Genomic DNA, 22431 nt, shown 5'->3' on the forward strand with positions numbered 1-22431 from the left:
CCGTCTTTAAATCAAAAATGGCCGCGCCGCAGGCAAGGCAGATGAATGAAGATCAATTTGCCGATCTGTACGGCGAAGACATCATTTCACCGCCCTATAATCTCATTGAACTGAAAACAATCGCCGAATATTCGACGATTCTTCAGCAGTGCATTGACGCGTATCGGGTCAATATTACGGGTTTTGGGTTTGATGTGGAATATACCTTTGATGTAAATAGCTCAGATTGCTCTCCGACAAAAAAGGCGCGGGCCGAAAAAAACTGGATGAAGCTGGAGAGCTTTTACAAATGTCTTCATTTTGATGAATCGGCCGAGACGATCCTCGGATATGCGATAGAAGACCGCGAAAAAACGGGCAACGGTTTTCTCGAAGTGCTTCGGGACGGGGCGGGAAAACCGGCGGGGATTGAATATCTGGATGTGAAACATATGCGAGTCTGCGGTGTGACTGATCCCGTTGAAGTCACATTTTCATATGAAGAAAACGGCGCATCCAAAACGATTAAAAGGCAAAAACGGTTCCGTAAATATGTTCAGATGCTGAACGGACGAAAAGTGTTTTTTAAAGAATACGGCGATCCCCGCATGATGGACATGAGAACCGGCGAATACGTAAAGACCCTGTCTGAAGAATACCGGGCAAATGAAGCCATTCACTTAAAAATCGGCAGCGGCACTTACGGAATTCCGCGCTGGGTCGGCAATATTGTCAATCTGTACGGCGCCCGGAAAGCGGAAGAACTGAATTTTATGTATTTCAAGCAGGGCCGTCACGTGCCGGCCGCCATTACGGTTGAAAACGGCATGCTGTCAGAAACCTCGTACAAAGAGCTCCAGGATTACATGAATGACCTGGAAGGGGTGGAAAACGCCCACAAATTTCTGCTGATTGAGGCGGAAGGCATTGCGAAGGAAAAAGACCTTCACGGAGGCGAAGACATTACGCCCGTGTCTGTGGAAATTAAATCACTTGCGGAAATTCTGCAGGATGATGCGCTGTTTCTTGAATATGACGACAAGAGCAGAAATAAACTCCGTTCCGCTTTCCGTCTCCCGCCGCTTTACACGGGCGAGGCGCAGGAATACAACAAAGCCACCGCCGATACGGCACGGAAAATAACGGAGGAGCAGGTGTTTCAGCCGGAGCGGAAAACGCTGATTAATAAGCTCAACACGTTATTTTTGCCTGAACTGGGTCTCCACGATGTACAGCTCACATTAAAAGGGCCTGATTTTCGCGATCCGCTTGAAATTGCGAAGGTGCTTACGCCATTTATTTCCGCCGGCGCGGTCTCTCCTAATGACCTCCGTGATCTGGCCGGAAGAGTGCTCGGGAAGACGCTTGAGGAATGGCCTGAAGAGTACTACAGCCGGCCGGTGCTGAAAGGGAAAAAGGAGCAATCCTGAAAGGGGGTGAAAACATCTCGTGCCGAGAGAATTGAGAAATGCCGTCATCAGTTTTGTGAGCTATGTCGATAAGGCGGCGAACCAAACGGAATTCTTTTTTACAAAATCAGCCGGAGGCCTTCCGTCATTTGAAAAAAAGGTGCAGGTGTTTACAAAAAGCGAATCGGATGAGCAGAAGCTTGTTTACGGCATCGTTTACGAGCCGGATGTCCCGGATGCACATGGCGATTATATGACGGCTGAAGAAATTGAAAAGGCCGCTCACGGTTTTTTGGCGGACGCCCGCAACATCGATACAAATCATAATTTTGAAGGCGGGACCGGCGAGGTGGTGGAGTCGTACGTTGCCCCGGATGACTTTGAAATCGGGAATGCTGTGATCCGGAAAGGATCTTGGGTGCTTGTCACCAAAGCTTCCGATGAAGTATGGGATCAGATTAAAGCCGGTATCATTACGGGCTACAGCATGGCGGGAACCGCTGACGTTTACGAAGAGCCGGCAGAAAAGCAAGCCGGCTTATTCGGCGCGGTCAAGCAATTTCTCGACCGTGACCGCAAATCAAGAAACCGCAAGGGAGAGGACTTGAACAAGATGAGAAAAGAAGACGTAAGAGAATCAATTGAACACGCGCTGCACCCGCTTTTAAAGCGCCTTGAAAGTTTGGACCAAAACACGGAAGACAAAGACGGGGCGGCTGCGCCGTCTGATGAAGAAAAGCTGAAAACGCTTGTCGACGACATGCTCGCGCCGATTATTAAACGCATTGAAGCGCTTGAAAAAGTAAGAGGCGCATCAAAACAGCCGGAAGAAGAGACGGGCGGCCAAGAGCCTGTTAAAAAATCCATTTGGAGCGGACTGCTTTAAGCCCAGTCAGAAGGAGGAACTGTAGAGTGAGAAATCAAGATATCATCAGAAAGGCGGAAATGTCACTTTCCGCTTTAAAAAGCGGCGGTTTAATGAACCCCGCACAAGCTTCAGCATTTATCCGCATGGTGCAGAACACGCCGACCATTTTCAGCGAATCGCGTGTGATTCAAATGGAAAATGACTCGCAGAAATTTGAAAAAATCGGTTTCGGCCAGCGTATTCTGCGTGCCGCTGAGGAAGGAAAAGCCTTAACTGACGATCAGCTGACCGTCCCGGCAACAAGTACGGTGCAGCTGAATACGAAAGAAGTCATTGCGGAAATTAATATCACCTATGACACGCTTGAAAACAATATTGAAAAAGACGGCCTGCAGCAGACGATCATGCAGATTTTGGCGGAGCGGGCGGCAGTCGATATTGAGGAGCTTGTCGTAAACGGCGATACATCTTCTTCTGATCCGTACTTGGCACAGCTTGACGGAATCCGTAAGCAGACTGTATCTCACGTCATTGACGGAAACGGGGAAGAGCTGTCCAGAGCCACATTTAAAAAGGGCTTAAAAGCCATTCCGGCAAAATATTTGCGCCTGCCTCAGGAATTCAGATTTTACACATCTCAAGGCATGGAGATTGAATGGAAAGACCGTGTGGCTGATCGTCAGACCAATCTGGGGGATCTTGCGGTGCAGGGCGGTTTGTCTTCAGCATTCGGCGTTCCGGTCAAAGGAGTGTCCAATCTGCAGCCGTACTCGGTCGGAGAAGGTGACTCCCAGTACGATGCGTCTGACATCATTTTGACTCACCCGAAAAATATCATTCTCGGTTTTTCACGGAATATCCGAATCGAAGTAGATAAAGATATTCGCAGCCGCAAATTTATTATCGTACTGACGGCTAAACTTGACAGCAAATTTGAAGAAGAAGATGCAAGCGCCAAAATCGTAAACGTTAAAGAATAAGACGGGGGTGGCAGTTATGTTAATTCAGCCGTCTGACGTTGTTTCATATTCAGTTTATGATCAAGTCAAAAACAGGCCGGAGCCGCTTCTTATACAGGACATTCTGGAGGCGGAGGCGGAAGCGGCCAGAATGGCGGGGCATTCGTTCACTGACCCTATTTACTCACCGCTTCCCGAAAAGATTAAGCTTGCGTTATTAAAGCTTTCTCAATATTTTGCGCTGATCAACCAGAATGAAGCGGCCGCTTCCGCCTATCAATCTGAAAAGATAGGTGACTATTCCTATACGGTGGCAGGTGAAGGCGGGATCAGAAAACCGGCTGTGCGCCATCTTCTCTGTGAATATATCGCGCCGGGTTATTCCCCGGTTTCTGCAAACGCAAAGGTGAGACCATTATGAGCTACGAACGGCTGCTCACTGACAGATGCGATATTTATCATGAGACGGTGTCAGTTCCGAAGGCCGGACGCTTCGGGATTCCCGCCGAAAAGCTCCAGCCTGTCTTTTCTTATCGGGAAGTTCCCGATGCTGAAGACGTGCCGTGTCTGTTTGTTGAAAAACAGCAGCAGCTTATTCAGCTTGATCCTGATCATAAGGTATATCAGCGGTTTCTCGTTCATTTTCCGAAAGAGGCCATTGTGCGTGTCAATGACAAAATCATTTGGGAAGGACAGGCGTATATTCTGGAAATGCCGAAGAAAGCAAGACAGCACCATTGGGAGGTTATCGCTGTGAGAGATGACAGACTATGAGCATAAAAAACCTTGAACAATGGAATCGGTCGCTGCAAAAGGCATCATCCGGAGAATTTGCCCGTCAGGCATGCGAATGGCTGGAGCAGTCAGGGAAGGATTTTCTCGACTTGGTACGGGAGGAGCTTATTCATTCGGGAGGGATTGATACAGAAAACCTGCTGTCTTCTTTCCGAAAAGGAGCGCAGGATCATATATGGATCATTGAAAACGGGGGACTGACCCTTGAAATCGGCACCAATGCAGAGTACGCCTCATTCATAAATGACGGACATTGGACCGTCTCAGATGAAAATGTCAGATGGGTGCCCGGGTATTTTCAAGGCTCCCGGTTCATCTATGATCCGTCAGCTTCAACCGGAATGGCGCTCAAAAAACAGTGGATCAGCGGGAATGGATTTTGGGACAAAGCCCTTCTTTTGTATGAAACACTCTTCGCCGAATCGCTGGACAAGCGTTTCAATCAGTGGCTTAACACGTTGGGGGGAGATATCGGATGAATCGCGAAACCGGTTCAATCGCCGCTTTTTTGTATCAGCAGTGCGGCGTGCCCGTATATGAAAATGAACTGCCTGAACAATTTCAGGTGCCGTCACTATACATTCCGCCCCCATTTGTTTTTGACGAAAATGACACAGTCTCCACTTATAAGAAAACGTACAGTCTGAATGTGAAGCTGTTCCATGCCGACTCGGTGCAGGCGCTCTATGCAGCCGACCGGATCGCCGATGCGGTGAGAGAATCAAGACAGCTGATTCCGCTGCTAACGGAATCAGGGGAGGATACCGGTGATTTCGTCCGCATCAGCCGTATCGAAACAAGAGTCGGAGACAAAGGCGAGGCAGTGATCACAATCCGCTGGACGAGCCGCTACTACTATCAGAAACAAACATCTCCCGCACTGCGGGATGTGGACATTAACAGCGGGGTGAAACAAAAGTGAAACAACATAAAAAGAAAAACGCCGCAGCGGCGGAACGAGCGGTTCTTTATGACACGGCGGATTTAACAAAGCACGCGAAGGAGCTTTTCGGCGTAAAACCTGAGATTCTCCAGGGGGCTTTATTCGGCGTGAAGCAAAAACAAATGACGAAAGCGCAAGCCAAGTCTTACATTGAAGCATTTTTAACCAAGGAGGTCATGCAATAATGAACGGCGGAACATTTACGCAAGGAAAAGAAAAAGAACGTGCCGGAATCTATTTTAACTTTAAAACAACCGCCCAGGAGCGGGTATCGATCGGTGAACGCGGGATTGTCGCCCTTCCCGTCGCATCCGGCTGGGGGGAAGCGAAAACATTCGTTTCCATTTCAAGCATTGAAGATTTGAATAAAAAAGTGGGGCTCAGTATTGAAGATCCGTCACTGATTCTGCTTCGTGAGGCGAAAAAGAAAGCAAAAACCGTTTTGATGTACCGTCTGACAGAGGGAATCAGAGCGAGCGCCGATCTTTCGCAAGGTGTTAAAGCAACCGCTTTGTACGGCGGGTCAAAAGGAAATGACATCATCATCCGCATCAGTGAAAACGTCCTTGATCAGACCGCTTTCGATGTGACCACTTACATGGATGAAGCGGAAGTTGACAAACAAACGGTGAAAAAAGCCGAAGAATTAAAAGCAAACGGCTATGTCACATTCACGGGAACCGGCGAACTGTCGGCTTCCATCCCGCTGACAGGCACTGAGGAAGAATCCGGGGAAACGTTAAACCCGCAGGCAGGCATCCGTCTTGCGGGAGGAACTGATAAAGCACCGGTCAACTCAGACTATACGGATTTTTTAGCTGCGGCTGAAACGGAGAATTTTGATGTCATCGCTCTTCCTGTCGCGGAAAACGATCAGCTGAAAGCGACATTTGCCGCATTCATTAAACGCCTTCGCGATGCGCAGGGACAGAAAGTGCAAGGGGTGACCGCCCATTACAGCGGGGATTATGAAGGCATTATCAATGTTACTGAAGGTGTGCTGCTGGAAGACGGAACCGAGATTAAAGCTGAAGATGCGACCGCCTGGGTGGCAGGCGCAAGTGCCAGCGCCGCATTTAATCAATCCTTAACATTCGTTGAATACGAAGGCGCCGTCGATGTGCTGCACCGCCTGACTCATGATGAAGTGATCGAACGTCTTTCTAAAGGTGAATTCCTTTTCTCTTATGATGCCCGTGATAAGTCAGTCAGCGTTGAAAAAGATATCAACTCATTGGTGACATTTACGGCAGAGAAAAACAAAAAGTTCGCGAAAAACAAAATCGTCCGTGTGCTTGATGCGGTGAATAACGATTTGACACGTGAACTGAAAGCCTTAATTAAATCGAAAAAAGGCACGGGCAGCGATCTTCCTGCGACAAATGACGGCCTTCAATTCGTCAAAACGATGATCATTCAATATTTGACTACGCTTCAGGATGCGGGCGGCATCGCAAATTTTGATTCAGACAAAGACATTACAATCGGGCTGAATGAAGACCGCGACGGCTTTTTAATCGATCTCGCCGTACAGCCTGTGGATGCGGCAGAAAAATTCTACTTTAACGTGGAGGTAAACTAAGATGGCATTAAAAGCGCAAAACACGATTTCAGGAAAAGAAGGCCGTTTATTTCTTGACGGAGAAGAGATGGCGCATATTAAAACGTTTGAAGCAAACGTGGAAAAAAACAAATCAGAAGTAAACATCATGGGCCGCCGCATGACGGGACATAAAACAACAGGCGCCAACGGAACGGGCACGGCAACATTCTACAAGGTCACATCCAAATTCGCCGTTCTTATGATGGATTATGTCAAAAAAGGCAGCGACCCGTATTTTACGCTGCAAGCCGTTCTTGATGACAAATCATCGGGCCGCGGAACAGAACGCGTCACTCTGTATGACGTCAACTTTGATTCTGCAAAAATCGCCGGACTGGACGTAGACTCAGAAGCACTCGAAGAAGAAGTGCCGTTTACCTTTGAAGATTTCGATGTGCCGGAAAAGCTTTCTGAAACGTTTTAATTAAGATCGGTATGAGTGAAACAGGCCTTTTTACAGGCCTGTTTTTTATAAAAAAAAGTAAGGGAGTTTTCATCATGAGCGAAAAAAACGAACAAGTATATGATCTGTCATTCTTTATGCCGGGTAAAACAGTCGAGGCTGAGGAGATTCGGGTTCCGCTTTCAAAGCGTTTTGTCGATAAAAAAGGAAACATCGTGCCTTTTATTTTTAAAGCCATTACGACTGAGCGCATTGACGAACTGGAGAAGGAAAGCACGACATATAAAAATGTGAAGGGCAGAGGCCGCGTAAAAGACTTAGACAGCCAGCGCTTTTATGCGCGGATCGCGGTTGAATCTACGATTTACCCTGATTTCCGTTCTAAGGAGCTCCGCGACGCTTACAAAACGGCAGATCCGGTCGAGGTGGCAAAACGCGTTCTTTCAGTCGGCGGTGAGTATGCAAATTGGCTGAATAAAGCGATTGAGATCAACGGTTTTGAAGATGAATTAGAAGATCTGGAGCAAGAAGCAAAAAACTGATAAAAGATGGGAATAAGGAAGCCGTGTATCTCTATTACGCGATGCATGAGCTTCATTATTCTCCATCAGAACTGAAAGAGTTATATGAAGCACCGAGACATTTTAAGGCGCTGTTGTACGGTTTAATCGGTTACAAGCTGGACATTCTTGAAAAACAAGCGAAGAAAGGGGGAGCGACATCATGGCAAAGCTGACCGCCCGTTTTGAATTGGAAGATCGGGTTTCAAAGAAAATAAGGAAAATCCAAAATGGCTTCAGAGCGCTTGAGAAATACAGGAAAATGACAAAACGCCAAAGTGAAATTGATATACGCAAAGAGAGTAAATCTGTTTTAAGAACAATTGACCGCATCCAGCGCTCTATGAAAAGAAAGCTGGGCGCACAAATGATCTCTATTTCAGCTGAAGACGGAGCCAGTGCCGTCATTCAAAAGGTGCAAACCCAATTAGCGGGTCTGCCTGCGTCTTTAACCATTAAAATAGGAGCAAAAGACAGCGCGACAGCGGCATTTGAGAGATTGCGGGATCTGGCTGCCGGTTTTAAAGGATTTACCGTTTCACTGTATGCGTCAGACGAAGTGACCCCTGCCATGGAACGCATCAAACGCTATATGCAATCTGCGTTAAAGAACGGGTACTCTGTCACTATACGCGTCATAGATCACGTCATGACAACAGTCGGCCGAATTTCAGCGGGCATTGATTCGCTGACGGGAAAAAACAATGTCATTCAATTATCGTTAAACGAAAAGGTGACAGCACAGCTGGCTGCAATGCAAAAGAATATGCCGGACGTCGGAAAAGCTTCTGCATCTGCTGCTCCTGCTTCGCCGAAAAACGATTTTTCAATGCTTGACTCCATTGCAGACACCTTCATGAAAAAAGTCAATGACATCGCATCCAAATTTTATCCGGAAACAATCATAGCGGAACTGGATAAATTCGCTGCAAGCTTTATGAAGAAAGCGGATGAAATCGCAAGCAAATTCAGCCCGGAGACGATTTTAACAGAGCTGGATAAGTTCACGACCTCATTCATGGGAAAAGTAGACGAAATCGCGAGCAAATTCAGCCCGGAGACGATATTAGCCGAACTGGATAAGTTCACGACCTCATTCATGGGGAAAGTGGATGAAATCGCAAGCAAATTCAGCCCGGCAACGATTTTAGCAGAGCTAGATAAGTTCACAACGTCATTCATGGGGAAAGTGGACGAAATCGCAAGCAAATTCAGCCCGGCAACGATATTAACCGAACTGGATAAGTTCACGACCTCATTCATGGGGAAAGTGGACGAAATCGCGAGCAAATTCAGCCCGGCAACAATCTTAGCAGAGCTGGACAAATTCGCTGATTCGTTTATGAAAAAAGTAGACGGGGTCGTGAGTAAATTCAGTCCGGAAGCCATATTGAAAGAACTGGATAAATTCACTGATTCATTTATGAAAAAGATAGATGACGTTGTCAGCAAATTCAGTCCGGAGACCATATTGAAAGAGCTGGATCATTTTACTGATTCGTTTATGAAGAAAGTCGACGACGTTGTCGGTAAATTCAGTCCTGATAAGCTAATCGACCGCGCCGAACAATTTGTAAATGACACGATTGACCGGATTTCTGAGAAATTCGATTTTCTCAATCCGGATAAGATTTTGGAAAAAGTGGAGCAGTTTACATCCTCACTGTTCGGAGGCATTGATAAAAAGTTCGGCAAATTCAGTCCTGATGCGATCATCGAAAAAGCCGAGGCATTTGTTGATAAAATTGTCAGCAAGATTGCCAAGAAATTTGAGAAATTCAGCCCGGACAAAATCATCGAAAAAGCCGGGGAATTAATAGAAAAAATATTTTCAGGAATCGCTGAAAAATTAGGCAAACTCAATATCGGCGGATTATTAGGAGGCGGCACGAAAAAAGAAAAGAGTAAGGGCAGCCTTACTGCCGGCGGCTCCAACAGCCCGAAGCGTCCTGATCTGACAAAAGGTCCGCAGCGCACGGTAACAGCGCCAAAATCTTCAGGAAAGTCAGCCAAAAAAACCGGCGGGGCTTTGGGGGGCTGCTGCTGCTGTACCGGAGTGACGAGGGGCAAAAGCAGTAAAGTCGAAGGGCGAAATAAATCCTCGAAAAGAGGTTCCTCCGTAAAGGAAAGCAAACAGGCATCCGTAAACACGCCGAAAACAAAAGGGGCAGGTAAAGGCATCGGCGCGCTTTTGAAAGGCTTAGGAGATTCAAAGGCGCTAAAAGGCGGTTTGAAAGGGTTAAAAGGTGCCGCTAAAGGAATTCCCGGCATAGGTGAATTGTTATCACTTACTGATTTAGCCGGCATCAATAAAGATAATGCAGGAGAGAAGGTCGGCTCAGCAGGCGGCGGTCTTGCCGGAGCTGCGGCCGGAGCGGCAATCGGCAGCGTTGTTCCCGGAGTGGGCACATTAATCGGCGGCGCGGTAGGCGGCATCGCCGGCAGTTTAGGCGGTTCCAGCTTGGGAGAGGCCTTTGATTCAGGGGCTTTGAAAGACACGTGGAATGATATTTCCAAAGCGGCGCAAAGTGCTTGGACAACAATACAAGATACTTGGGGAAGCGTTTCATCCTGGTTCATGGAAAATGTATGGACGCCGGTTTCAACGGCTGTCGTCGGAGTGGCGACAAGCATTTGGTCAAATATCGTGAATGCGTGGACGACGATTCAAGGGATTTTCAGCACGGTGTCATCCTGGTTCATGGAGAATGTATGGACGCCGGTTTCATCGGCTGTCGTCGGAGTGGCAACCAGCATCTGGTCAAATATCGTGAATGCGTGGACGACGATTCAAGGTGTCTTCAGCACAGTATCCGGCTGGTTTATGAGCACCGTGTGGACCCCCGTAAAATCGGCTGTCGTCGGAGTGGCGACGTCCATTTGGAGTAAAATCACAGGAGCTTGGGATAAAATTAAATCGGTTTTCAGTACGGTTTCCGGCTGGTTCATGGATACTGTCTGGAATCCGGTGAAAGACATGGTGAAAAATGTCGGTAAAGGAATATCAGATGCTTTCCAGACTGCTTTAGATACGGTAAAGGATATATGGAAAGGGTTAAGCGGCTGGTTTGAGAAACATATAAAAGAACCTCTTGTAAAAGTGGGAACGGCCATATCAGATGCTTTTTCTGCAGCATTCGACTGGGTGAAAAAGATTTGGGATAAAACCGGCGGCAAAATGATTTCAGGCATAATGAACTTTGTCACAGGAGGCGGCGGAGATAAAAAGAAAAAAACGGACAAAAACGCCACGGGCGGCTACATTACAAAGCCGACCATTTCCTGGATCGGTGAAGCCGGTAAAGAATTTGTCATCCCCGTCGACAACAATCGCGGCCGCGGGAAGATGCTGCTTTCACAAGCTGCGTCTAAGCTCGGCATGCGTGTTGTCGATGATATGGGCGCGGCTTCGGCTCAGTCTTCTGCTGTGCCGGCGGGAGCGGGCGGTGTTTCTTCTTCTGCATCTGTATCGGCCGCGGCGTCTGTAGAGGCATCCGGACTTGGCGGTACGGCTTCATCACTCGGCAAACAGTTTACTGAAGGCTTTGACAGCGGAATCAGCAAAAAAGCGGTGGATATGGACGGCTGGAAGGAAAAAAACATCGGAACGCCGTTCAATGCCCTCATTTCGTCTTCATCCGGTTACGGAAAGCAAGTCGTTGCGGGCTATGCCAAAGGTCAGAATACTTCGCCGACGGGCACCGATTCATTTTTAAAAACAAAGGTGAAAACACCTTATCAATCGGCGGTTAATCAATCGTCATCATGGGGCGCCGCAACGGTGAAAGGATATTCGGCCGGACAGAATGCAAAAGATACGGGAACGTCGCAATACGTAAGCACACATATCAATAAACCGTTTGTGCAATCAAGAGATTCCGCGAACGGCTGGGGGTCAGGCCTGATCGGACACTTTGTATCAGGGATGACTGCAAAAGGAAGCGAAGTCAAACAGGCGGCCAAAGATATGGCCAAAAAAGTCGAGGACGCATTCAGGGAAGAGCTTGATATTCACTCTCCTTCCCGTGTCATGATGAGTCTCGGACGCTTTGCTTCAGTCGGCGTCGTCAAAGGTCTCGGCTCAGTTGACGTGAAAAAATACGCCGAAAAACAGGCAGGCTCGCTTGCAGCAGCCTTTTCCGGCATGGGTGCAGCGGGAGGAAGCGTCAAAGAGTGGCTTTTGGCCGCAATGAAAGCAACCAATACGCCGATCAGCTGGCTTCCGGGATTAATGACGATCGCACAGCATGAGTCAGGCGGCAACCCTAATTCCATTAATCTATGGGACAGCAACGCCAAAGCCGGACACCCGTCACAGGGGCTTATGCAGACGATTCCGAGCACCTTTGAAGATCACAAAGCGCCGGGCATGAATGATATCAGAAATCCAATTCACAACGCCGCTGCCGCTATCGGCTATATTAAAAGCCGATACGGCTCGATCAGCAATGTCCCCGGGATTAAAAGTATGGCTCATGGAGGCCCTTACGTCGGTTATGCCAATGGGGGTCTGATTACCAAGGAGCAGATCGCCCGTGTCGGCGAAGGGAACAAACGGGAGTGGATCATCCCTGAAGAGCGGGGCATCCGCGGCCGTTATCTGCTGCAAAAAGCGGCTCAAGCGCTCGGCATGGAAGTGTCCGACCCGTCACAGACGGAACCGGCGGCGCTTTCAGCCGGCACGGTTTCCGCAGCCGTTAAAGGCGGCGGACAAACCGTTCAAAAAACGGGAACAAAAGAGATTAAAATCGAATTCAGCGGCGATCAGCATTTCCATAACGGACAGGACGCCGACAGCCTCGCCGCCAAAATCAAACAGGCGCTGATTGATGAACTGCAAAAAGACATGTATACCGGAGCAAAGGGGGCCGTTGCTTTTGACTAAATCTGTTTACGAATTTTGGCTGTCTCAGGGAAAGGACAAGCTCCGGCTTCCCGTTCTCCCTGAAGCGATTGATATCGCAAACAGCGTGCAGAATGATTCCGTGAAAGTCACCGGACTTGGAGAGGTGACGTTTATCGAAGAACCGGGAGCGAAAGAAATTTCGTTCTCTTCTTTTTTTCCGAAACGGTACAGCCCGATTGCCGAATATCAAAGCATCCCTTCGCCGGAAAAAGCCATTTCAGCCATTGAAGCATGGATGAAAGCGAAAAAACCCGTTCAGTTTTTGATTACAGGGACAAAAATCAATGTCACATGCAGCATTGAAAGCTTTAATTACAGCGAAGGTGACAATGAAATCGGCGACCGGAATTTTGATATCGTACTGAAAGAATATAAAACCGCTTCGCCAAGAAAAATCAAACAAAAGAAAAAAACGAAAGCGAAGCGCCCGTCCAAAGCTTCACCCAAAACATATACCGTCAAAAAAGGGGATACGCTTTGGGACATCGCCGGCAAGTTTTACGGAAAACACACGGAGTGGCGGAAAATCTGGAACGCGAATAAAACCGCCATGATTAAGCGCAGCAAACGGAATATCCGGCAGCCGGGGCATTGGATCTTCCCGGGGCAGAAGCTGAAGATACCGCAATGAAACGGGTGAAAAGATGATTGAACTATTTGTCATAAAAGAAACGGAGTGGCTCGAGCTTGTCACAGAAAGCGTCACGCTGGAAGGACACAGATATCAGGCGCCCCGCTCCATCGAAGCGAAGATTGTCGTAAAGCAGGGCAGCCAGACGTATTACGGCGTATCAGAAGGGGACACGGTTTTGTTCAAATGGAACGGAAAAGAGCTGTTCCGCGGCGTTGTTTTTGCAAGAACGCCCGATGAGCATACCGTCGCCTTCACCGCATACGATATGCTTCAATACCTTGTGAAAAACCAGGACGTTTACGTGTTTTCCAACAAGCGCGCCGATCAAATATTAAAAAGGATCGCCAGCGATTTTCAAATTCCCGTCACATCCATTGCCAACACAGGCCATACCATTAAATCACTCGTTTTTAAAAATGATACAAGCCTTTACGATATGATGCTAAAAGCTTTAAAGCAGACAAAAAGCCAGACGGGGCGCAATTATCAGCTCTATTCAGAAAAAGGCAGGCTCGGCTTGCGTGAATGGCCGGAGCCGTCTGACATATGGGTGCTGGAAACAGGAGTTAATATCACAGGGTATCAATACAGCACCTCAATTGATGACACCGCAACCCGTGTCGTCATGCGGCTGCAAAAAGACAATAAAACCGTGAAGGCTTCCGCGTCAGACAGCGCGGGCATGAAAACATTCGGCGTTTTGCAGTATACCGAAACGGTTTCTGACGACATTAATGAAGCCCAGCTGAAACAGCGCGCAAAAGTGAAGCAGGCTGAGAAAAAAGGTCTTAAGAAAGAGCTGAAAAATATACAGGCGATCGGTATTCCTGGGTTGGAAAGCGGATTGCCTGTCTATATTTCAATTCCGGAAATCGGGCTGAAGAAAACCTATTATGTAGATACGGACCGCCATGAATTCCAAGGAACAAAACATACCATGACGATTGACGTCACGGAGAAAAATTCACTTCCGGAGGGGACATCCTGATGAGATTAAGTGATGCCATTAAACATTTAGCCGTTGGAGCGGTTGACGCCGAAGCGCCGTTGGAGCTGATGCCGGCCGAAGTGACCTCCGTTTCGCCGCTCGAGCTGAAACTGAAAGATCACGACAAACTTTTGATTCCGTCTGATGCACTTATTGTGCCGAAGCGGCTGAGATCCGGAGAAGATGATCAGCTCCAAGCGGGAGATCGGGTGATGACCGCCGCTTTAACAGGAGGACAGTCTTTCTTTATACTGGACAAAATTTAACCGGCATCCGGACGGAAATCTACCAGAATATCAGCCTATTAAAGCCGCTTCATCATCCGAAGAGGGCTTTTTACATGATCAAATCTAAAAGGAGCGGGTGCAATGGCCCTGACACCGGAAATCGAATTTGAAGATTTGGAGGATGCGAGTGAGGCCGTTGAAACTTCACAAACCTACCGAATTGATTTTGAAAACAACCGGATTACCAATGAACTGATAAACGGACTGGACGCAATCAGACAATTCGTCTATATCGCTCTTCACACAGAACGGTATTCATATTCGGTTTTCAGTCATGATATCGGAAATGAACTGCAGGAAGTGCTTTCAGATCAGAACACGACGGATGCTTATAAAAAAATGGAGATTCCAAGACTGATAGAAGAAGCCTTGCTGTATGATGACCGTATTTTGGCCGTTACCAATTTTGAGATTGAGAAAAAAGATGATGCCTTCACCGTCTCTTTTACCGTTGAAACTGATGAGGGCATGCTTGAGATAGAGGAGGTGCTGGGTGAGGATGTTTGAAGCTCAGACGTTTGACGACATTATGGACAGAATGCTGGCGCGCATTACGGCAGATATTGATACGAGAGAAGGCAGCGTCATTTACAATGCGCTCGCGCCTGCGGCCGCTGAGCTCGCAAAGTCTTATATTTGGCTTGATACCGTGCTGGAGCTCGTGTTTTCCGATACGGCTCAGGGAGAATTTCTGGACAGGCGTGCTGCTGAAGCGGGAATTGAACGAACACCTGCCACAAAAGCGGTCAGAGCCGGAGAATTCACAGCGGGCATCACCATTCCGCCAGGCTCCCGTTTCTTCGTTGATAACCTGTATTTTCAATATACGGGGGATGGAACGCTTGAATGTGAAACAGCCGGTGAAGCGGGCAATGCCGGCATTTCAGGGCAGAACCTGCTGCCGCTTGATACGATACCCGGGCTTGAGAAAGCAGTCATGCGCGATATATTAATTCCCGGCCGTGAGGAAGAAGACGACAACAGCTTAAGGGCGCGCTATTTTACCCGTGTCCGCCGGGAGGCAGTCAGCGCAAATAAACAGCATTATAAACAATGGGCCGAAGAGGTTGACGGCGTCGGCAGGGCGAAAATCTTCCCGCTTTGGAACGGAGCCGGAACGGTGAAGGTTGTCATCACAAATGCGAATTTGGAACCGGCATCAGATATTCTGATCAAGAAAGTAAAGGATTATATTGATCCGGACGAAGGGCAGGGAGAAGGACAGGCGCCGATCGGAGCGGCAGTAACGGTGGAAAGCGCCGTATGGAAGGAAATCGAAATCTCCGCTTCCGTGCTGCCTGAGCTGAACAGCTCGATCGATGACGTAAAAGCGGAGATTGAAAAAGGCGTCCTGAATTTATTTAAGAAAATGGCCTTCGAAGAAAACACCGTCCGTTTATCACAAATAAACAACATCGTTTATAACTCGGCATCCGTCAGTGACTACGCCGATATCAAAATGAACGGTGCGGCGGAAAACCTCGTGCTCAGTGATGTGGAAATCCCTAAACTCAAAGAGGTGACAATCCTTGAGCAGACTCGATGAGATGACGGCGTACCTCCCGCCGTTTTTAACCCGATTAAAGGAGATGGCACAACTGCTTGAGGCGGAAGTTCCTGAGTTTGAGCGGCAGAATAACGATATTTTCGATTTAACGGATCAGCTCTTTATCACGACGGCGACGTGGGGGCTTGACCGCTGGGAAAAAATATTAAAAATACCGCGGGAATCAGGTGACACGGAGGATATGAGACGGCTCAGGCTGATTTCGAAGATGTCGAATATTCCGCCCATCACACATCAAGCGATCGAGCAGGCGCTAAACCGTTTTTTAAAACATCCGTCAGCTTACGTTCGGATGTTTCCGGGGCAGTATCGTTTTTATGCCGATATCGGGCTTGATGACCTGCAGCACATGAACGAGCTGATTGAAACGCTTGAAAAAATCAAACCCGCTCATTTGGCGTATACACTGAGAGCCGCATTAAACGAAACACTGGAAATCAAAGACCGGGTCATTCTCAACAATCGGAGATACCGAAAAGTCAGTGAACTGAAGGTCGGTTATTCCGTCACACTCAACAATAACGAGGTGGTCTTACCATGATATCAGCCGCTTACAGACAGCGTGCCGCAGCCGATCTGAAAAACAGGATCACAAAAGTGCTGTTAAACGGCAAAGAAACTCCGATTGCGGATATTTCCGTAAAAGATGCCGCAGTCACCGTTCTGACACGCAGGGAAGAAGACGTCAAACACATTGAAACCGTGCAGATGCTTGACGAAACAGGAAGCGTTATCACAGAACGAAAAACAAATTTAGATCTCAGCAATAACAGAACGCTTGATTTAAGATTTACCTTTGAGGTGGTGTAACGATGGCTTACGAAGAAAAAACAGACTGGCTTCCGGACGATCCGATTAACGAAGATGACGTCAACCGCTGGGAAAAAGGCATAAAAGACGCCCACACGGATCTGGCGGCCCATAAAAACGACATGAACAACCCGCACAAAACGACAAAGGCCCAAATCGGCCTCGGAAACGTGGACAACGTCCAGCAGGCAGCAAAAAAAGATTTCGACCGGCACAATCAAGATCTGGACCGGCATGTGACGAAGGAAGAGCGCCAGAAGTGGAATAACGGGCAATTAACAAAGCTGACGGATGATTCAGGGAAATATTTAATAAGTATACAAGATGGCTTGGATTTTCATCAAATTGTAGATCAGCTTAATCAATCTTTTTTCTTTTACACAAATAACACGGGAGTTCATACTCCCCCGCTATCCGCCAGAGGTTTATATATCGGATTCAAGTCTTATGGTGAGGCTCTGGCGATGGATTATGAAGGCGGCACATGGAGAAAAACCCTTAAAGCTTCCGGCTGGACTGATTGGGTTCAGTTAGAAACTTCGGAAGGCGCCCAAAAAAAAGTCGATGCCCACACAAAGCAGACTGATATCCATGTAACGAAAGCTGAGAAGGATACATGGAACGCAGGCCAGCTGTTTAAAATCACCGCCGATAATGGCACCCAAAAAATCAATTTAACTTCCGGCTCGTTTTATGACTCGTTAAAAGACGTTGGTTCTGTAACATTTTACGGAACCAATGCAGTAACAGACAACCCGTCAAATACGAGTCTGCGCGGTATGCAGTTAGTGGGGCAGCCGGGAATAGGTAATGGTTATGCTGTAGACGTAAAGGGTAACGCATGGTGGTTTTACTATAACTCTAATCAAACAGCAATCAATTGGTATCCAATTGAATCCATAGCTGGAGCGCAGTCAAAGGTCGATGCACATGCGATAGATTCATCAATTCATATAAGTCCTATCGAAAGAGACAAATGGAACGGCGGCCAGTTGGCGAAATTGACAAAGGATGATGGGAAACGGACACGCTTAGAAAGCGGATCAGACATACTGGCACTGAGCTCGGGATTTTATTATGGAATGGGTGCTCAGCTGAAAAACAATCCGGTTGAAAATGATAATTCCTTTTTTAACTATGATGTGATTGAGAGTGAGTCAGGTAGAAAGTCGATTTTGGCTTGGAGAAGTTACGATAATAATGTATGGATTGCGACTGTTCATACAGACGGTGTTTTTAAGGGGTGGAAACGTCTATTTACTGAAGAAGAATTTAATAAAATGACCTGGTATGATTTAACACTAATTAATGGGCATAAGGCTGGCGCAAGAAATCCTCAGTATGCAGTGTGGGGCAACCAGGTATTCACTCGTGGTGAAGTGGTTCCTCCAGATTTCGACAGCATTTTCGCTGTACTTCCTTCTGAAGCTCACCCTTCAACACAGAAATCAATGGCTGCCCCACTCTTTGGAACAACCGGGATAACAAAATATTATGCCGAACCAACGGGAGAACTGAGAATTAACGGAAAATACGCCAAAATAGAGGGGAATATTACAGGGATTTCAATAGATAATAATTTCACTTTGTAATGGGGGATGAATATGCAAGTCTTTTTGTATGATGAGAATTTTTATTTTCAAAGGCCTGAAATCTTAAACAGTACATCAAGTTCAATGCCGCAAAACTCAACAACCATAAAACCTCCGGACGGCTTATGGAGACCGCAGTTTGATGAAGTAAATAAAATTTGGAACGAATCTGCTGATAAAGAATATAAGGAAAATCAAAAAAACAAGTATCAGGATGTGGTGGAGCCGGATCCCATCGTGGAACAGTTGAAAGAAATCGGACAGCAACTGGCAGATGAAAAACTTGTGAGAAAACAAGCAGAACAAGCTCAAAATGCTTTAGGTGTACAATTGTCTGCCGAAGTGGTGGCAAGGGAGAAAACAGAGATGCTGAATAAAGCTTTAGGTGAACAATTAGTATCTTTAAAATTAGAATTATTAAACATAAAAGGAGAATGAAAAAATGAAGAGACTTAACTTTTGGGTTTACGCTTTGTTTTATAAGTGGGCCTCAATAGAAATGGTAAAACAGGCTATGGGCTATGATGACTGTTCTGCCGAAGATCTGGCGGAAGGTGTGGCCGCGAAGTATATCACGCCTGAGGAATTTCAAGAAATAACGGGTGAAACATACGAAAACTATAAAAATGCTGTGTCATAAGCCGAACGGCTTTTTTTATTTGTCATTTTTAATAAATCAGAAAAGGAGGACGGCCGATGAAAAAGCATTCATTTGAATTTCCCGCCGATCAACTTGGCAGGCCCGGCGCAGTAAAAGCTTATCGCGGTAACAAAAACGATTATGTCACACCGGTTGCTGATTTGTCCGGAATGGGAGAGCTTCTTACCAATACGCCGCTAGAAGCGATTGAAGTATACAGCCAATTCGGACAAGACCGTTTAGGAGCCGTCTTAATAGACAGAGCACAGGGGTGGGCTTATTCGGACCGCAGCGGAACTCTTTTTATCGAAGAGAGCGAGGATAACAATTCGTGGACGGCTTCACATTCTGTCGCAGTCAAAGGCGGAGTGCTGACCGCTTCGGGGTGGGTCAGTCTGACAAAAAGATATTACCGGTTCCGTTTTGAAAATGGAAATCAAAAGCAGTCCGAATTTGTTTTATACCAATCTGTCGGTACGGGCGGTGATATGGCGTTTTCATATACAGACGTGATTTTTCATGAAAATGCAGCAGAGGCGGGCGAGGGAAGCATCTTCTCAGCGGGCGCTTGGAAAAAACTTCTCGTCGAAATCACCGGCACGGCTGAGTCGGGCCATATCGCGTTTTGGGGGAGATCCATCTCGGGAAGAAATGTGCCGATCAGAGGAATCAGGTCTGAAGACGGAACATCAGCCGCCGGTACATCAGGCACAGACGAAGTGTGGTTATTTGATATTGCCGGCTTTAAGGAAATCGTCATGGAAATCAAAAGCATTTCCGGCGGGAGCCTTTCTGTCAAAGGCACGGCATTTTCGTAAGAATGAAACTTCCGAAGGGAGGTGAGAACAATGTAAGAGGGGGGAGCGGAAGTGCTTCTGGATGAACAAGCGGTGCAAAAAGAATTCGCAGGAATCAAAGGTGAACAAAAGGTGCTTGAACAGCGGGTGGCCGTATTAGAGCGGGTATCCGACCGGCACGATCAGCAAATCATGACGCTGAATGAAAAACTGAATAAAATTGACGAAAACACAACATGGATTAAGCGGACCATTACAGGAGCGATCGTGACAGCAATCTGCACGGGCGTCATTGGCGGAGCCATCGCCATCATGTACAATCTGCTGCAAAAGTAGGGGGGAAACCGATATGAAATTCGCGGACAAAGGCACGGTCGTCAGGACGGTGCTTCTTTTGCTTGCTTTATTGAATCAAACTTTGCTGATGTTCGGCAAATCGCCGCTGAATATTCAGGAGGACCAGGTCAATCAGCTTGCAGATACGCTGTATGCCGCCGGGTCGGCCGTTTTTACAATCATAACGACTGCCGCCGCCTGGTTTAAAAACAATTACGTTACAGCAAAAGGGAAAAAACAGCAGGCTTTATTAAAAATAAACAATTTATCGAAATAGGAGAGATGAGAATATGGTAAAAATCACACAGGATTTTATCCCGGCAGGAAACAATAACCGCCCAGGCTATGCAATGACACCGATTTACATTACGGTGCACAATACAGCCAATACCGCAGTCGGAGCTAACGCCAAAAGTCACGCAAGCTATGTGAAAAATCCCGATACACCGACAAGCTGGCATTTCACAGTCGATGATACGGAAATTTATCAGCATCTTCCGCTGAACGAAAACGGCTGGCATGCCGGTGACGGAAACGGGGACGGCAATCGTAAATCCATCGGTATTGAAATTTGTGAAAACGCAGACGGCAACTTTTCACAGGCCGTGGCAAACGCCCAATGGCTCATCCGCACATTAATGACGTCGCACGGCATCCCGCTTGCGAATGTCGTTGCACACAAGCATTGGTCAGGAAAGCTTTGTCCGAGAAGACTGTTGGATACATGGGATGAGTTTAAAGCGGGAATCGGTTCTGGGGAAAGACAGACGTATACCGTCCAAAAAGGAGATACGCTGTCAGCGATCGCGCGGAAATTCGGCGTCAGCGTGGCCGATCTGCAGAAATGGAATAACATCGCTGACCCGAACCTGATTAAAGTCGGACAAGTACTGATCGTCAGCCCGCCGGTTGAAGCACTGTATTCTCTTCCGGACGAGGTGATTCAGCTGACAGAGCCGTACACGTCCGGTGAAAAGGTATACCAGGTGCAAAACGCGCTCGCCGCGCTTTATTTCTATCCTGAAAAAGGAGCTGTCAATAACGGCATTGACGGTATCTACGGCCCGAAAACCGCAGATGCCGTGGCCCGCTTCCAATCTGTAAACGTACTGACGTCTGACGGCGTCTACGGTCCCGCTGTAAAAGCGAAAATTCTGATGCAGCTTTAACAAAAAAGGCTGAGTCCCGTTCACATTGCGGGATTCAGCCTTTTTTCTTTTTTAACCGGTTCAATAGCCCGAGATTCCTCGCCCGCATCCTCAGCGAATAAGCGGAAAGCCCGAAGCGTCCGTAATCCACAAACTTTACGCGCCTGACAATTTTCTTCACATCATCACCTGTCGCATCTCTTTGTTGGTTTTATTATATGAAAGATAAGAAAAAAAGGAATAAGGACAAGAGCCGTGTCTCCTGTCCTTAGTGTAATCAAGCTTTTTTTTGTTTATACTTGTCAATCAGCCGCTCGTTTTCTTTAAAAATTCTGGCGGTATGAGGGCTGACCTGGTAACTTGCGATACTTGTCATTGAACGTTTTTTAAACATTTTGAACGGTTTCGCTCTTTGTTCCGGCTGCCCGTTTTGAAATGCCTGCTCCATTTAACCGTCACCTTCCTCTTCTATTGGCAGCATTAAATCATAAATGCTCGTTAGCGATGTGAAAAGCAAATAATCGAATTCCGTCAACAGGTTTTCCGACGTGAGTTTGATCACGTAATGGCGGTTCTGGACTGTAAACGGAATAAGCACAAGCCTGCCTTTTTGATCATAGTAGACGTCTTTACGGTTAAGACGGGACTGAACGTCTGCCGCATCAGGCATATGCTCCGTCAAGCGGTCCTTATCCGATTGTGCGGAATAGTCGCACAAGGAAGCCGTGACATTCATTTTTTCGGCATAAGCGGCCAGCAGTCTGCTGATGCCTTCCGCATAAGCTTCTGTACTTCCATAATATACATGGATCGGTTCATTTTTCAACAGATATTGATAGGTTTTCAGTTTTTCAAGATAGGAGTGAAGCATTTCGTTATTTTCTTCTAAAATTTCCCGCGTATCCGTCTCTAATTCATTGCCGGCGAGCTTTTTGATATACGCGCTCAAAAAGATAAACGCATCAATAAGGGCAAAGCAGACGGCAACAATCAAATATTGTCTCCATGCGGCAAAGAGCGATTCGGGATCATATGTCCAATAGACCATGGAGCCCAGTACAAATAGTAAATACCACGTTTTACGGATGGCAAACATTTTTTCTTTTACCTTTGCCTCATACCGCCAGGATGCGTACACATATAAAATGAGTGCGGCCGCCATCGTCCACACCATAATCTGAAAAAACAAAAGCATGAGCATCCCTCA

Annotated in this window: 30 protein-coding genes; 27 read left to right on the forward strand and 3 right to left on the reverse strand. The window is 47.1% G+C overall.

Annotated features, from left to right (window positions below; all coding sequences use genetic code 11):
- Positions 1-17: 17 nt before the first annotated feature.
- The 27 genes from G9F75_RS07620 to G9F75_RS07750 all read left to right on the forward strand — a co-directional run bounded on the left by G9F75_RS07620 (position 18) and on the right by G9F75_RS07750 (position 21245).
- Positions 18-1409 (forward strand): phage portal protein, encoded by a 1392-nt coding sequence (locus G9F75_RS07620; protein WP_095061438.1) that lies wholly within the window; start codon positions 18-20, stop codon positions 1407-1409.
- Positions 1410-1428: 19 nt separating this feature from the next.
- Positions 1429-2274 carry an XkdF-like putative serine protease domain-containing protein gene (locus tag G9F75_RS07625; protein ID WP_094295692.1) on the forward strand — a complete coding sequence of 282 codons (846 nt, stop codon included), beginning with the start codon at positions 1429-1431 and terminating at the stop codon, positions 2272-2274.
- Between the two features lie 26 nt (positions 2275-2300).
- Positions 2301-3236: a phage major capsid protein gene (locus G9F75_RS07630; RefSeq protein WP_007407274.1), complete on the forward strand. Its 936-nt coding sequence runs from the start codon at positions 2301-2303 to the stop codon at positions 3234-3236.
- Positions 3237-3252: 16 nt separating this feature from the next.
- The gene (yqbG, locus tag G9F75_RS07635) at positions 3253-3636 is read left to right on the forward strand and encodes a protein YqbG (protein WP_021494026.1); all 384 of its coding nucleotides are present in this window, start codon (positions 3253-3255) and stop codon (positions 3634-3636) included.
- The gene (locus G9F75_RS07640) at positions 3633-3989 is read left to right on the forward strand and encodes a DUF3599 family protein (RefSeq protein ID WP_021494025.1); all 357 of its coding nucleotides are present in this window, start codon (positions 3633-3635) and stop codon (positions 3987-3989) included. The genes yqbG and G9F75_RS07640 overlap by 4 nt, the downstream gene beginning before the upstream one ends.
- Positions 3986-4489: an HK97 gp10 family phage protein gene (locus tag G9F75_RS07645; RefSeq protein WP_021494024.1), complete on the forward strand. Its 504-nt coding sequence runs from the start codon at positions 3986-3988 to the stop codon at positions 4487-4489. The genes G9F75_RS07640 and G9F75_RS07645 overlap by 4 nt, the downstream gene beginning before the upstream one ends.
- Positions 4486-4932: a hypothetical protein gene (locus tag G9F75_RS07650; RefSeq protein ID WP_029973074.1), complete on the forward strand. Its 447-nt coding sequence runs from the start codon at positions 4486-4488 to the stop codon at positions 4930-4932. Before G9F75_RS07645 ends, G9F75_RS07650 begins: the two co-directional genes overlap by 4 nt.
- Positions 4929-5138, forward strand: a complete 210-nt coding sequence (locus G9F75_RS07655) for a YqzN/YkzM domain-containing protein (RefSeq protein ID WP_007610809.1) — start codon at positions 4929-4931, stop codon at positions 5136-5138. The genes G9F75_RS07650 and G9F75_RS07655 overlap by 4 nt, the downstream gene beginning before the upstream one ends.
- On the forward strand, positions 5138-6535 hold the full coding sequence (locus tag G9F75_RS07660) for a phage tail sheath family protein (protein ID WP_007610810.1): 1398 nt from the start codon (positions 5138-5140) through the stop codon (positions 6533-6535). Before G9F75_RS07655 ends, G9F75_RS07660 begins: the two co-directional genes overlap by 1 nt.
- Before the next feature lies 1 nt (position 6536).
- The gene (locus G9F75_RS07665; RefSeq protein WP_003154837.1) at positions 6537-6980 is read left to right on the forward strand and encodes a phage tail tube protein; all 444 of its coding nucleotides are present in this window, start codon (positions 6537-6539) and stop codon (positions 6978-6980) included.
- Between the two features lie 74 nt (positions 6981-7054).
- Complete coding sequence (locus G9F75_RS07670) at positions 7055-7501, forward strand: phage tail assembly chaperone (protein WP_003154836.1); 447 nt, start codon at positions 7055-7057, stop codon at positions 7499-7501.
- A gap of 41 nt (positions 7502-7542) precedes the next feature.
- Positions 7543-7695, forward strand: coding sequence for a hypothetical protein (locus G9F75_RS07675; RefSeq protein WP_015239684.1), 153 nt, complete (start codon positions 7543-7545; stop codon positions 7693-7695).
- On the forward strand, positions 7683-12404 hold the full coding sequence (locus G9F75_RS07680; RefSeq protein WP_167409026.1) for a transglycosylase SLT domain-containing protein: 4722 nt from the start codon (positions 7683-7685) through the stop codon (positions 12402-12404). Before G9F75_RS07675 ends, G9F75_RS07680 begins: the two co-directional genes overlap by 13 nt.
- Positions 12397-13056, forward strand: a complete 660-nt coding sequence (locus G9F75_RS07685) for a LysM peptidoglycan-binding domain-containing protein (protein ID WP_007610816.1) — start codon at positions 12397-12399, stop codon at positions 13054-13056. The genes G9F75_RS07680 and G9F75_RS07685 overlap by 8 nt, the downstream gene beginning before the upstream one ends.
- A gap of 13 nt (positions 13057-13069) precedes the next feature.
- On the forward strand, positions 13070-14047 hold the full coding sequence (locus tag G9F75_RS07690; protein ID WP_072177383.1) for an XkdQ/YqbQ family protein: 978 nt from the start codon (positions 13070-13072) through the stop codon (positions 14045-14047).
- Positions 14047-14313 carry a DUF2577 family protein gene (locus G9F75_RS07695; protein ID WP_167409027.1) on the forward strand — a complete coding sequence of 89 codons (267 nt, stop codon included), beginning with the start codon at positions 14047-14049 and terminating at the stop codon, positions 14311-14313. The genes G9F75_RS07690 and G9F75_RS07695 overlap by 1 nt, the downstream gene beginning before the upstream one ends.
- Before the next feature lie 102 nt (positions 14314-14415).
- Complete coding sequence (locus G9F75_RS07700) at positions 14416-14841, forward strand: DUF2634 domain-containing protein (protein ID WP_020955689.1); 426 nt, start codon at positions 14416-14418, stop codon at positions 14839-14841.
- Positions 14834-15880 carry a baseplate J/gp47 family protein gene (locus G9F75_RS07705; RefSeq protein ID WP_095271611.1) on the forward strand — a complete coding sequence of 349 codons (1047 nt, stop codon included), beginning with the start codon at positions 14834-14836 and terminating at the stop codon, positions 15878-15880. The genes G9F75_RS07700 and G9F75_RS07705 overlap by 8 nt, the downstream gene beginning before the upstream one ends.
- The gene (locus G9F75_RS07710) at positions 15864-16442 is read left to right on the forward strand and encodes a putative phage tail protein (RefSeq protein WP_021493825.1); all 579 of its coding nucleotides are present in this window, start codon (positions 15864-15866) and stop codon (positions 16440-16442) included. Before G9F75_RS07705 ends, G9F75_RS07710 begins: the two co-directional genes overlap by 17 nt.
- Positions 16439-16711 carry a hypothetical protein gene (locus G9F75_RS07715; RefSeq protein ID WP_003154822.1) on the forward strand — a complete coding sequence of 91 codons (273 nt, stop codon included), beginning with the start codon at positions 16439-16441 and terminating at the stop codon, positions 16709-16711. Before G9F75_RS07710 ends, G9F75_RS07715 begins: the two co-directional genes overlap by 4 nt.
- Before the next feature lie 2 nt (positions 16712-16713).
- Positions 16714-18303 (forward strand): hypothetical protein, encoded by a 1590-nt coding sequence (locus G9F75_RS07720; protein WP_029973066.1) that lies wholly within the window; start codon positions 16714-16716, stop codon positions 18301-18303.
- A 12-nt stretch (positions 18304-18315) separates the two neighbouring features.
- Positions 18316-18741: an XkdW family protein gene (locus tag G9F75_RS07725; protein WP_021493823.1), complete on the forward strand. Its 426-nt coding sequence runs from the start codon at positions 18316-18318 to the stop codon at positions 18739-18741.
- Positions 18742-18745: 4 nt separating this feature from the next.
- The gene (locus G9F75_RS07730; RefSeq protein ID WP_007610833.1) at positions 18746-18943 is read left to right on the forward strand and encodes an XkdX family protein; all 198 of its coding nucleotides are present in this window, start codon (positions 18746-18748) and stop codon (positions 18941-18943) included.
- Positions 18944-18999: 56 nt separating this feature from the next.
- Positions 19000-19761, forward strand: coding sequence for a phage portal protein (locus G9F75_RS07735; protein ID WP_094295696.1), 762 nt, complete (start codon positions 19000-19002; stop codon positions 19759-19761).
- Positions 19762-19812: 51 nt separating this feature from the next.
- Positions 19813-20076, forward strand: coding sequence for a hemolysin XhlA family protein (locus G9F75_RS07740; RefSeq protein ID WP_021493821.1), 264 nt, complete (start codon positions 19813-19815; stop codon positions 20074-20076).
- 13 nt (positions 20077-20089) lie between these two features.
- Positions 20090-20353 carry a phage holin gene (locus G9F75_RS07745; RefSeq protein WP_057079949.1) on the forward strand — a complete coding sequence of 88 codons (264 nt, stop codon included), beginning with the start codon at positions 20090-20092 and terminating at the stop codon, positions 20351-20353.
- 13 nt (positions 20354-20366) lie between these two features.
- Entirely contained in the window at positions 20367-21245 is an 879-nt protein-coding gene (locus G9F75_RS07750; protein ID WP_103526958.1) for an N-acetylmuramoyl-L-alanine amidase, read from the forward strand.
- 34 nt (positions 21246-21279) lie between these two features.
- Here the strand turns inward: G9F75_RS07750 and G9F75_RS20065 are convergent, their stop codons facing one another.
- The 3 genes from G9F75_RS20065 to G9F75_RS07760 form a co-directional block, all read right to left on the reverse strand.
- Positions 21280-21405 (reverse strand): hypothetical protein, encoded by a 126-nt coding sequence (locus G9F75_RS20065; protein ID WP_003154809.1) that lies wholly within the window; start codon positions 21403-21405, stop codon positions 21280-21282.
- 96 nt (positions 21406-21501) lie between these two features.
- Positions 21502-21672, reverse strand: a complete 171-nt coding sequence (locus G9F75_RS07755; RefSeq protein WP_003154807.1) for a type II toxin-antitoxin system SpoIISB family antitoxin — start codon at positions 21670-21672, stop codon at positions 21502-21504.
- Complete coding sequence (locus G9F75_RS07760; protein ID WP_007407256.1) at positions 21673-22419, reverse strand: type II toxin-antitoxin system SpoIISA family toxin; 747 nt, start codon at positions 22417-22419, stop codon at positions 21673-21675.
- Positions 22420-22431 lie beyond the last annotated feature (12 nt).

The sequence above is a fragment of the Bacillus sp. EKM208B genome (assembly GCF_011800725.1).
In the GTDB taxonomy this organism is placed as follows: Bacteria; Bacillota; Bacilli; order Bacillales; family Bacillaceae; genus Bacillus; species Bacillus velezensis.

What these genes read in the sequence shown, in the direction of transcription:
- G9F75_RS07675 (WP_015239684.1), top strand. Translation starts at nt 7,543, where the DNA reads ATGCATGAGCTTCATTATTCTCCATCAGAACTGAAAGAGTTATATGAA.
- G9F75_RS07665 (WP_003154837.1), top strand. Translation starts at nt 6,537, where the DNA reads ATGGCATTAAAAGCGCAAAACACGATTTCAGGAAAAGAAGGCCGTTTA.
- yqbG (WP_021494026.1), top strand. Translation starts at nt 3,253, where the DNA reads ATGTTAATTCAGCCGTCTGACGTTGTTTCATATTCAGTTTATGATCAA.
- G9F75_RS07680 (WP_167409026.1), top strand. Translation starts at nt 7,683, where the DNA reads ATGGCAAAGCTGACCGCCCGTTTTGAATTGGAAGATCGGGTTTCAAAG.
- G9F75_RS07660 (WP_007610810.1), top strand. Translation starts at nt 5,138, where the DNA reads ATGAACGGCGGAACATTTACGCAAGGAAAAGAAAAAGAACGTGCCGGA.
- G9F75_RS07650 (WP_029973074.1), top strand. Translation starts at nt 4,486, where the DNA reads ATGAATCGCGAAACCGGTTCAATCGCCGCTTTTTTGTATCAGCAGTGC.
- G9F75_RS07725 (WP_021493823.1), top strand. Translation starts at nt 18,316, where the DNA reads ATGCAAGTCTTTTTGTATGATGAGAATTTTTATTTTCAAAGGCCTGAA.
- G9F75_RS07760 (WP_007407256.1), bottom strand. Translation starts at nt 22,419, where the DNA reads ATGCTTTTGTTTTTTCAGATTATGGTGTGGACGATGGCGGCCGCACTC.
- G9F75_RS07705 (WP_095271611.1), top strand. Translation starts at nt 14,834, where the DNA reads ATGTTTGAAGCTCAGACGTTTGACGACATTATGGACAGAATGCTGGCG.
- G9F75_RS07640 (WP_021494025.1), top strand. Translation starts at nt 3,633, where the DNA reads ATGAGCTACGAACGGCTGCTCACTGACAGATGCGATATTTATCATGAG.
- G9F75_RS07750 (WP_103526958.1), top strand. Translation starts at nt 20,367, where the DNA reads ATGGTAAAAATCACACAGGATTTTATCCCGGCAGGAAACAATAACCGC.
- G9F75_RS07755 (WP_003154807.1), bottom strand. Translation starts at nt 21,672, where the DNA reads ATGGAGCAGGCATTTCAAAACGGGCAGCCGGAACAAAGAGCGAAACCG.
- G9F75_RS07645 (WP_021494024.1), top strand. Translation starts at nt 3,986, where the DNA reads ATGAGCATAAAAAACCTTGAACAATGGAATCGGTCGCTGCAAAAGGCA.
- G9F75_RS07745 (WP_057079949.1), top strand. Translation starts at nt 20,090, where the DNA reads ATGAAATTCGCGGACAAAGGCACGGTCGTCAGGACGGTGCTTCTTTTG.
- G9F75_RS07690 (WP_072177383.1), top strand. Translation starts at nt 13,070, where the DNA reads ATGATTGAACTATTTGTCATAAAAGAAACGGAGTGGCTCGAGCTTGTC.
- G9F75_RS07730 (WP_007610833.1), top strand. Translation starts at nt 18,746, where the DNA reads ATGAAGAGACTTAACTTTTGGGTTTACGCTTTGTTTTATAAGTGGGCC.
- G9F75_RS07735 (WP_094295696.1), top strand. Translation starts at nt 19,000, where the DNA reads ATGAAAAAGCATTCATTTGAATTTCCCGCCGATCAACTTGGCAGGCCC.
- G9F75_RS07700 (WP_020955689.1), top strand. Translation starts at nt 14,416, where the DNA reads ATGGCCCTGACACCGGAAATCGAATTTGAAGATTTGGAGGATGCGAGT.
- G9F75_RS07670 (WP_003154836.1), top strand. Translation starts at nt 7,055, where the DNA reads ATGAGCGAAAAAAACGAACAAGTATATGATCTGTCATTCTTTATGCCG.
- G9F75_RS07720 (WP_029973066.1), top strand. Translation starts at nt 16,714, where the DNA reads ATGGCTTACGAAGAAAAAACAGACTGGCTTCCGGACGATCCGATTAAC.
- G9F75_RS07715 (WP_003154822.1), top strand. Translation starts at nt 16,439, where the DNA reads ATGATATCAGCCGCTTACAGACAGCGTGCCGCAGCCGATCTGAAAAAC.
- G9F75_RS07695 (WP_167409027.1), top strand. Translation starts at nt 14,047, where the DNA reads ATGAGATTAAGTGATGCCATTAAACATTTAGCCGTTGGAGCGGTTGAC.
- G9F75_RS07620 (WP_095061438.1), top strand. Translation starts at nt 18, where the DNA reads ATGGCCGCGCCGCAGGCAAGGCAGATGAATGAAGATCAATTTGCCGAT.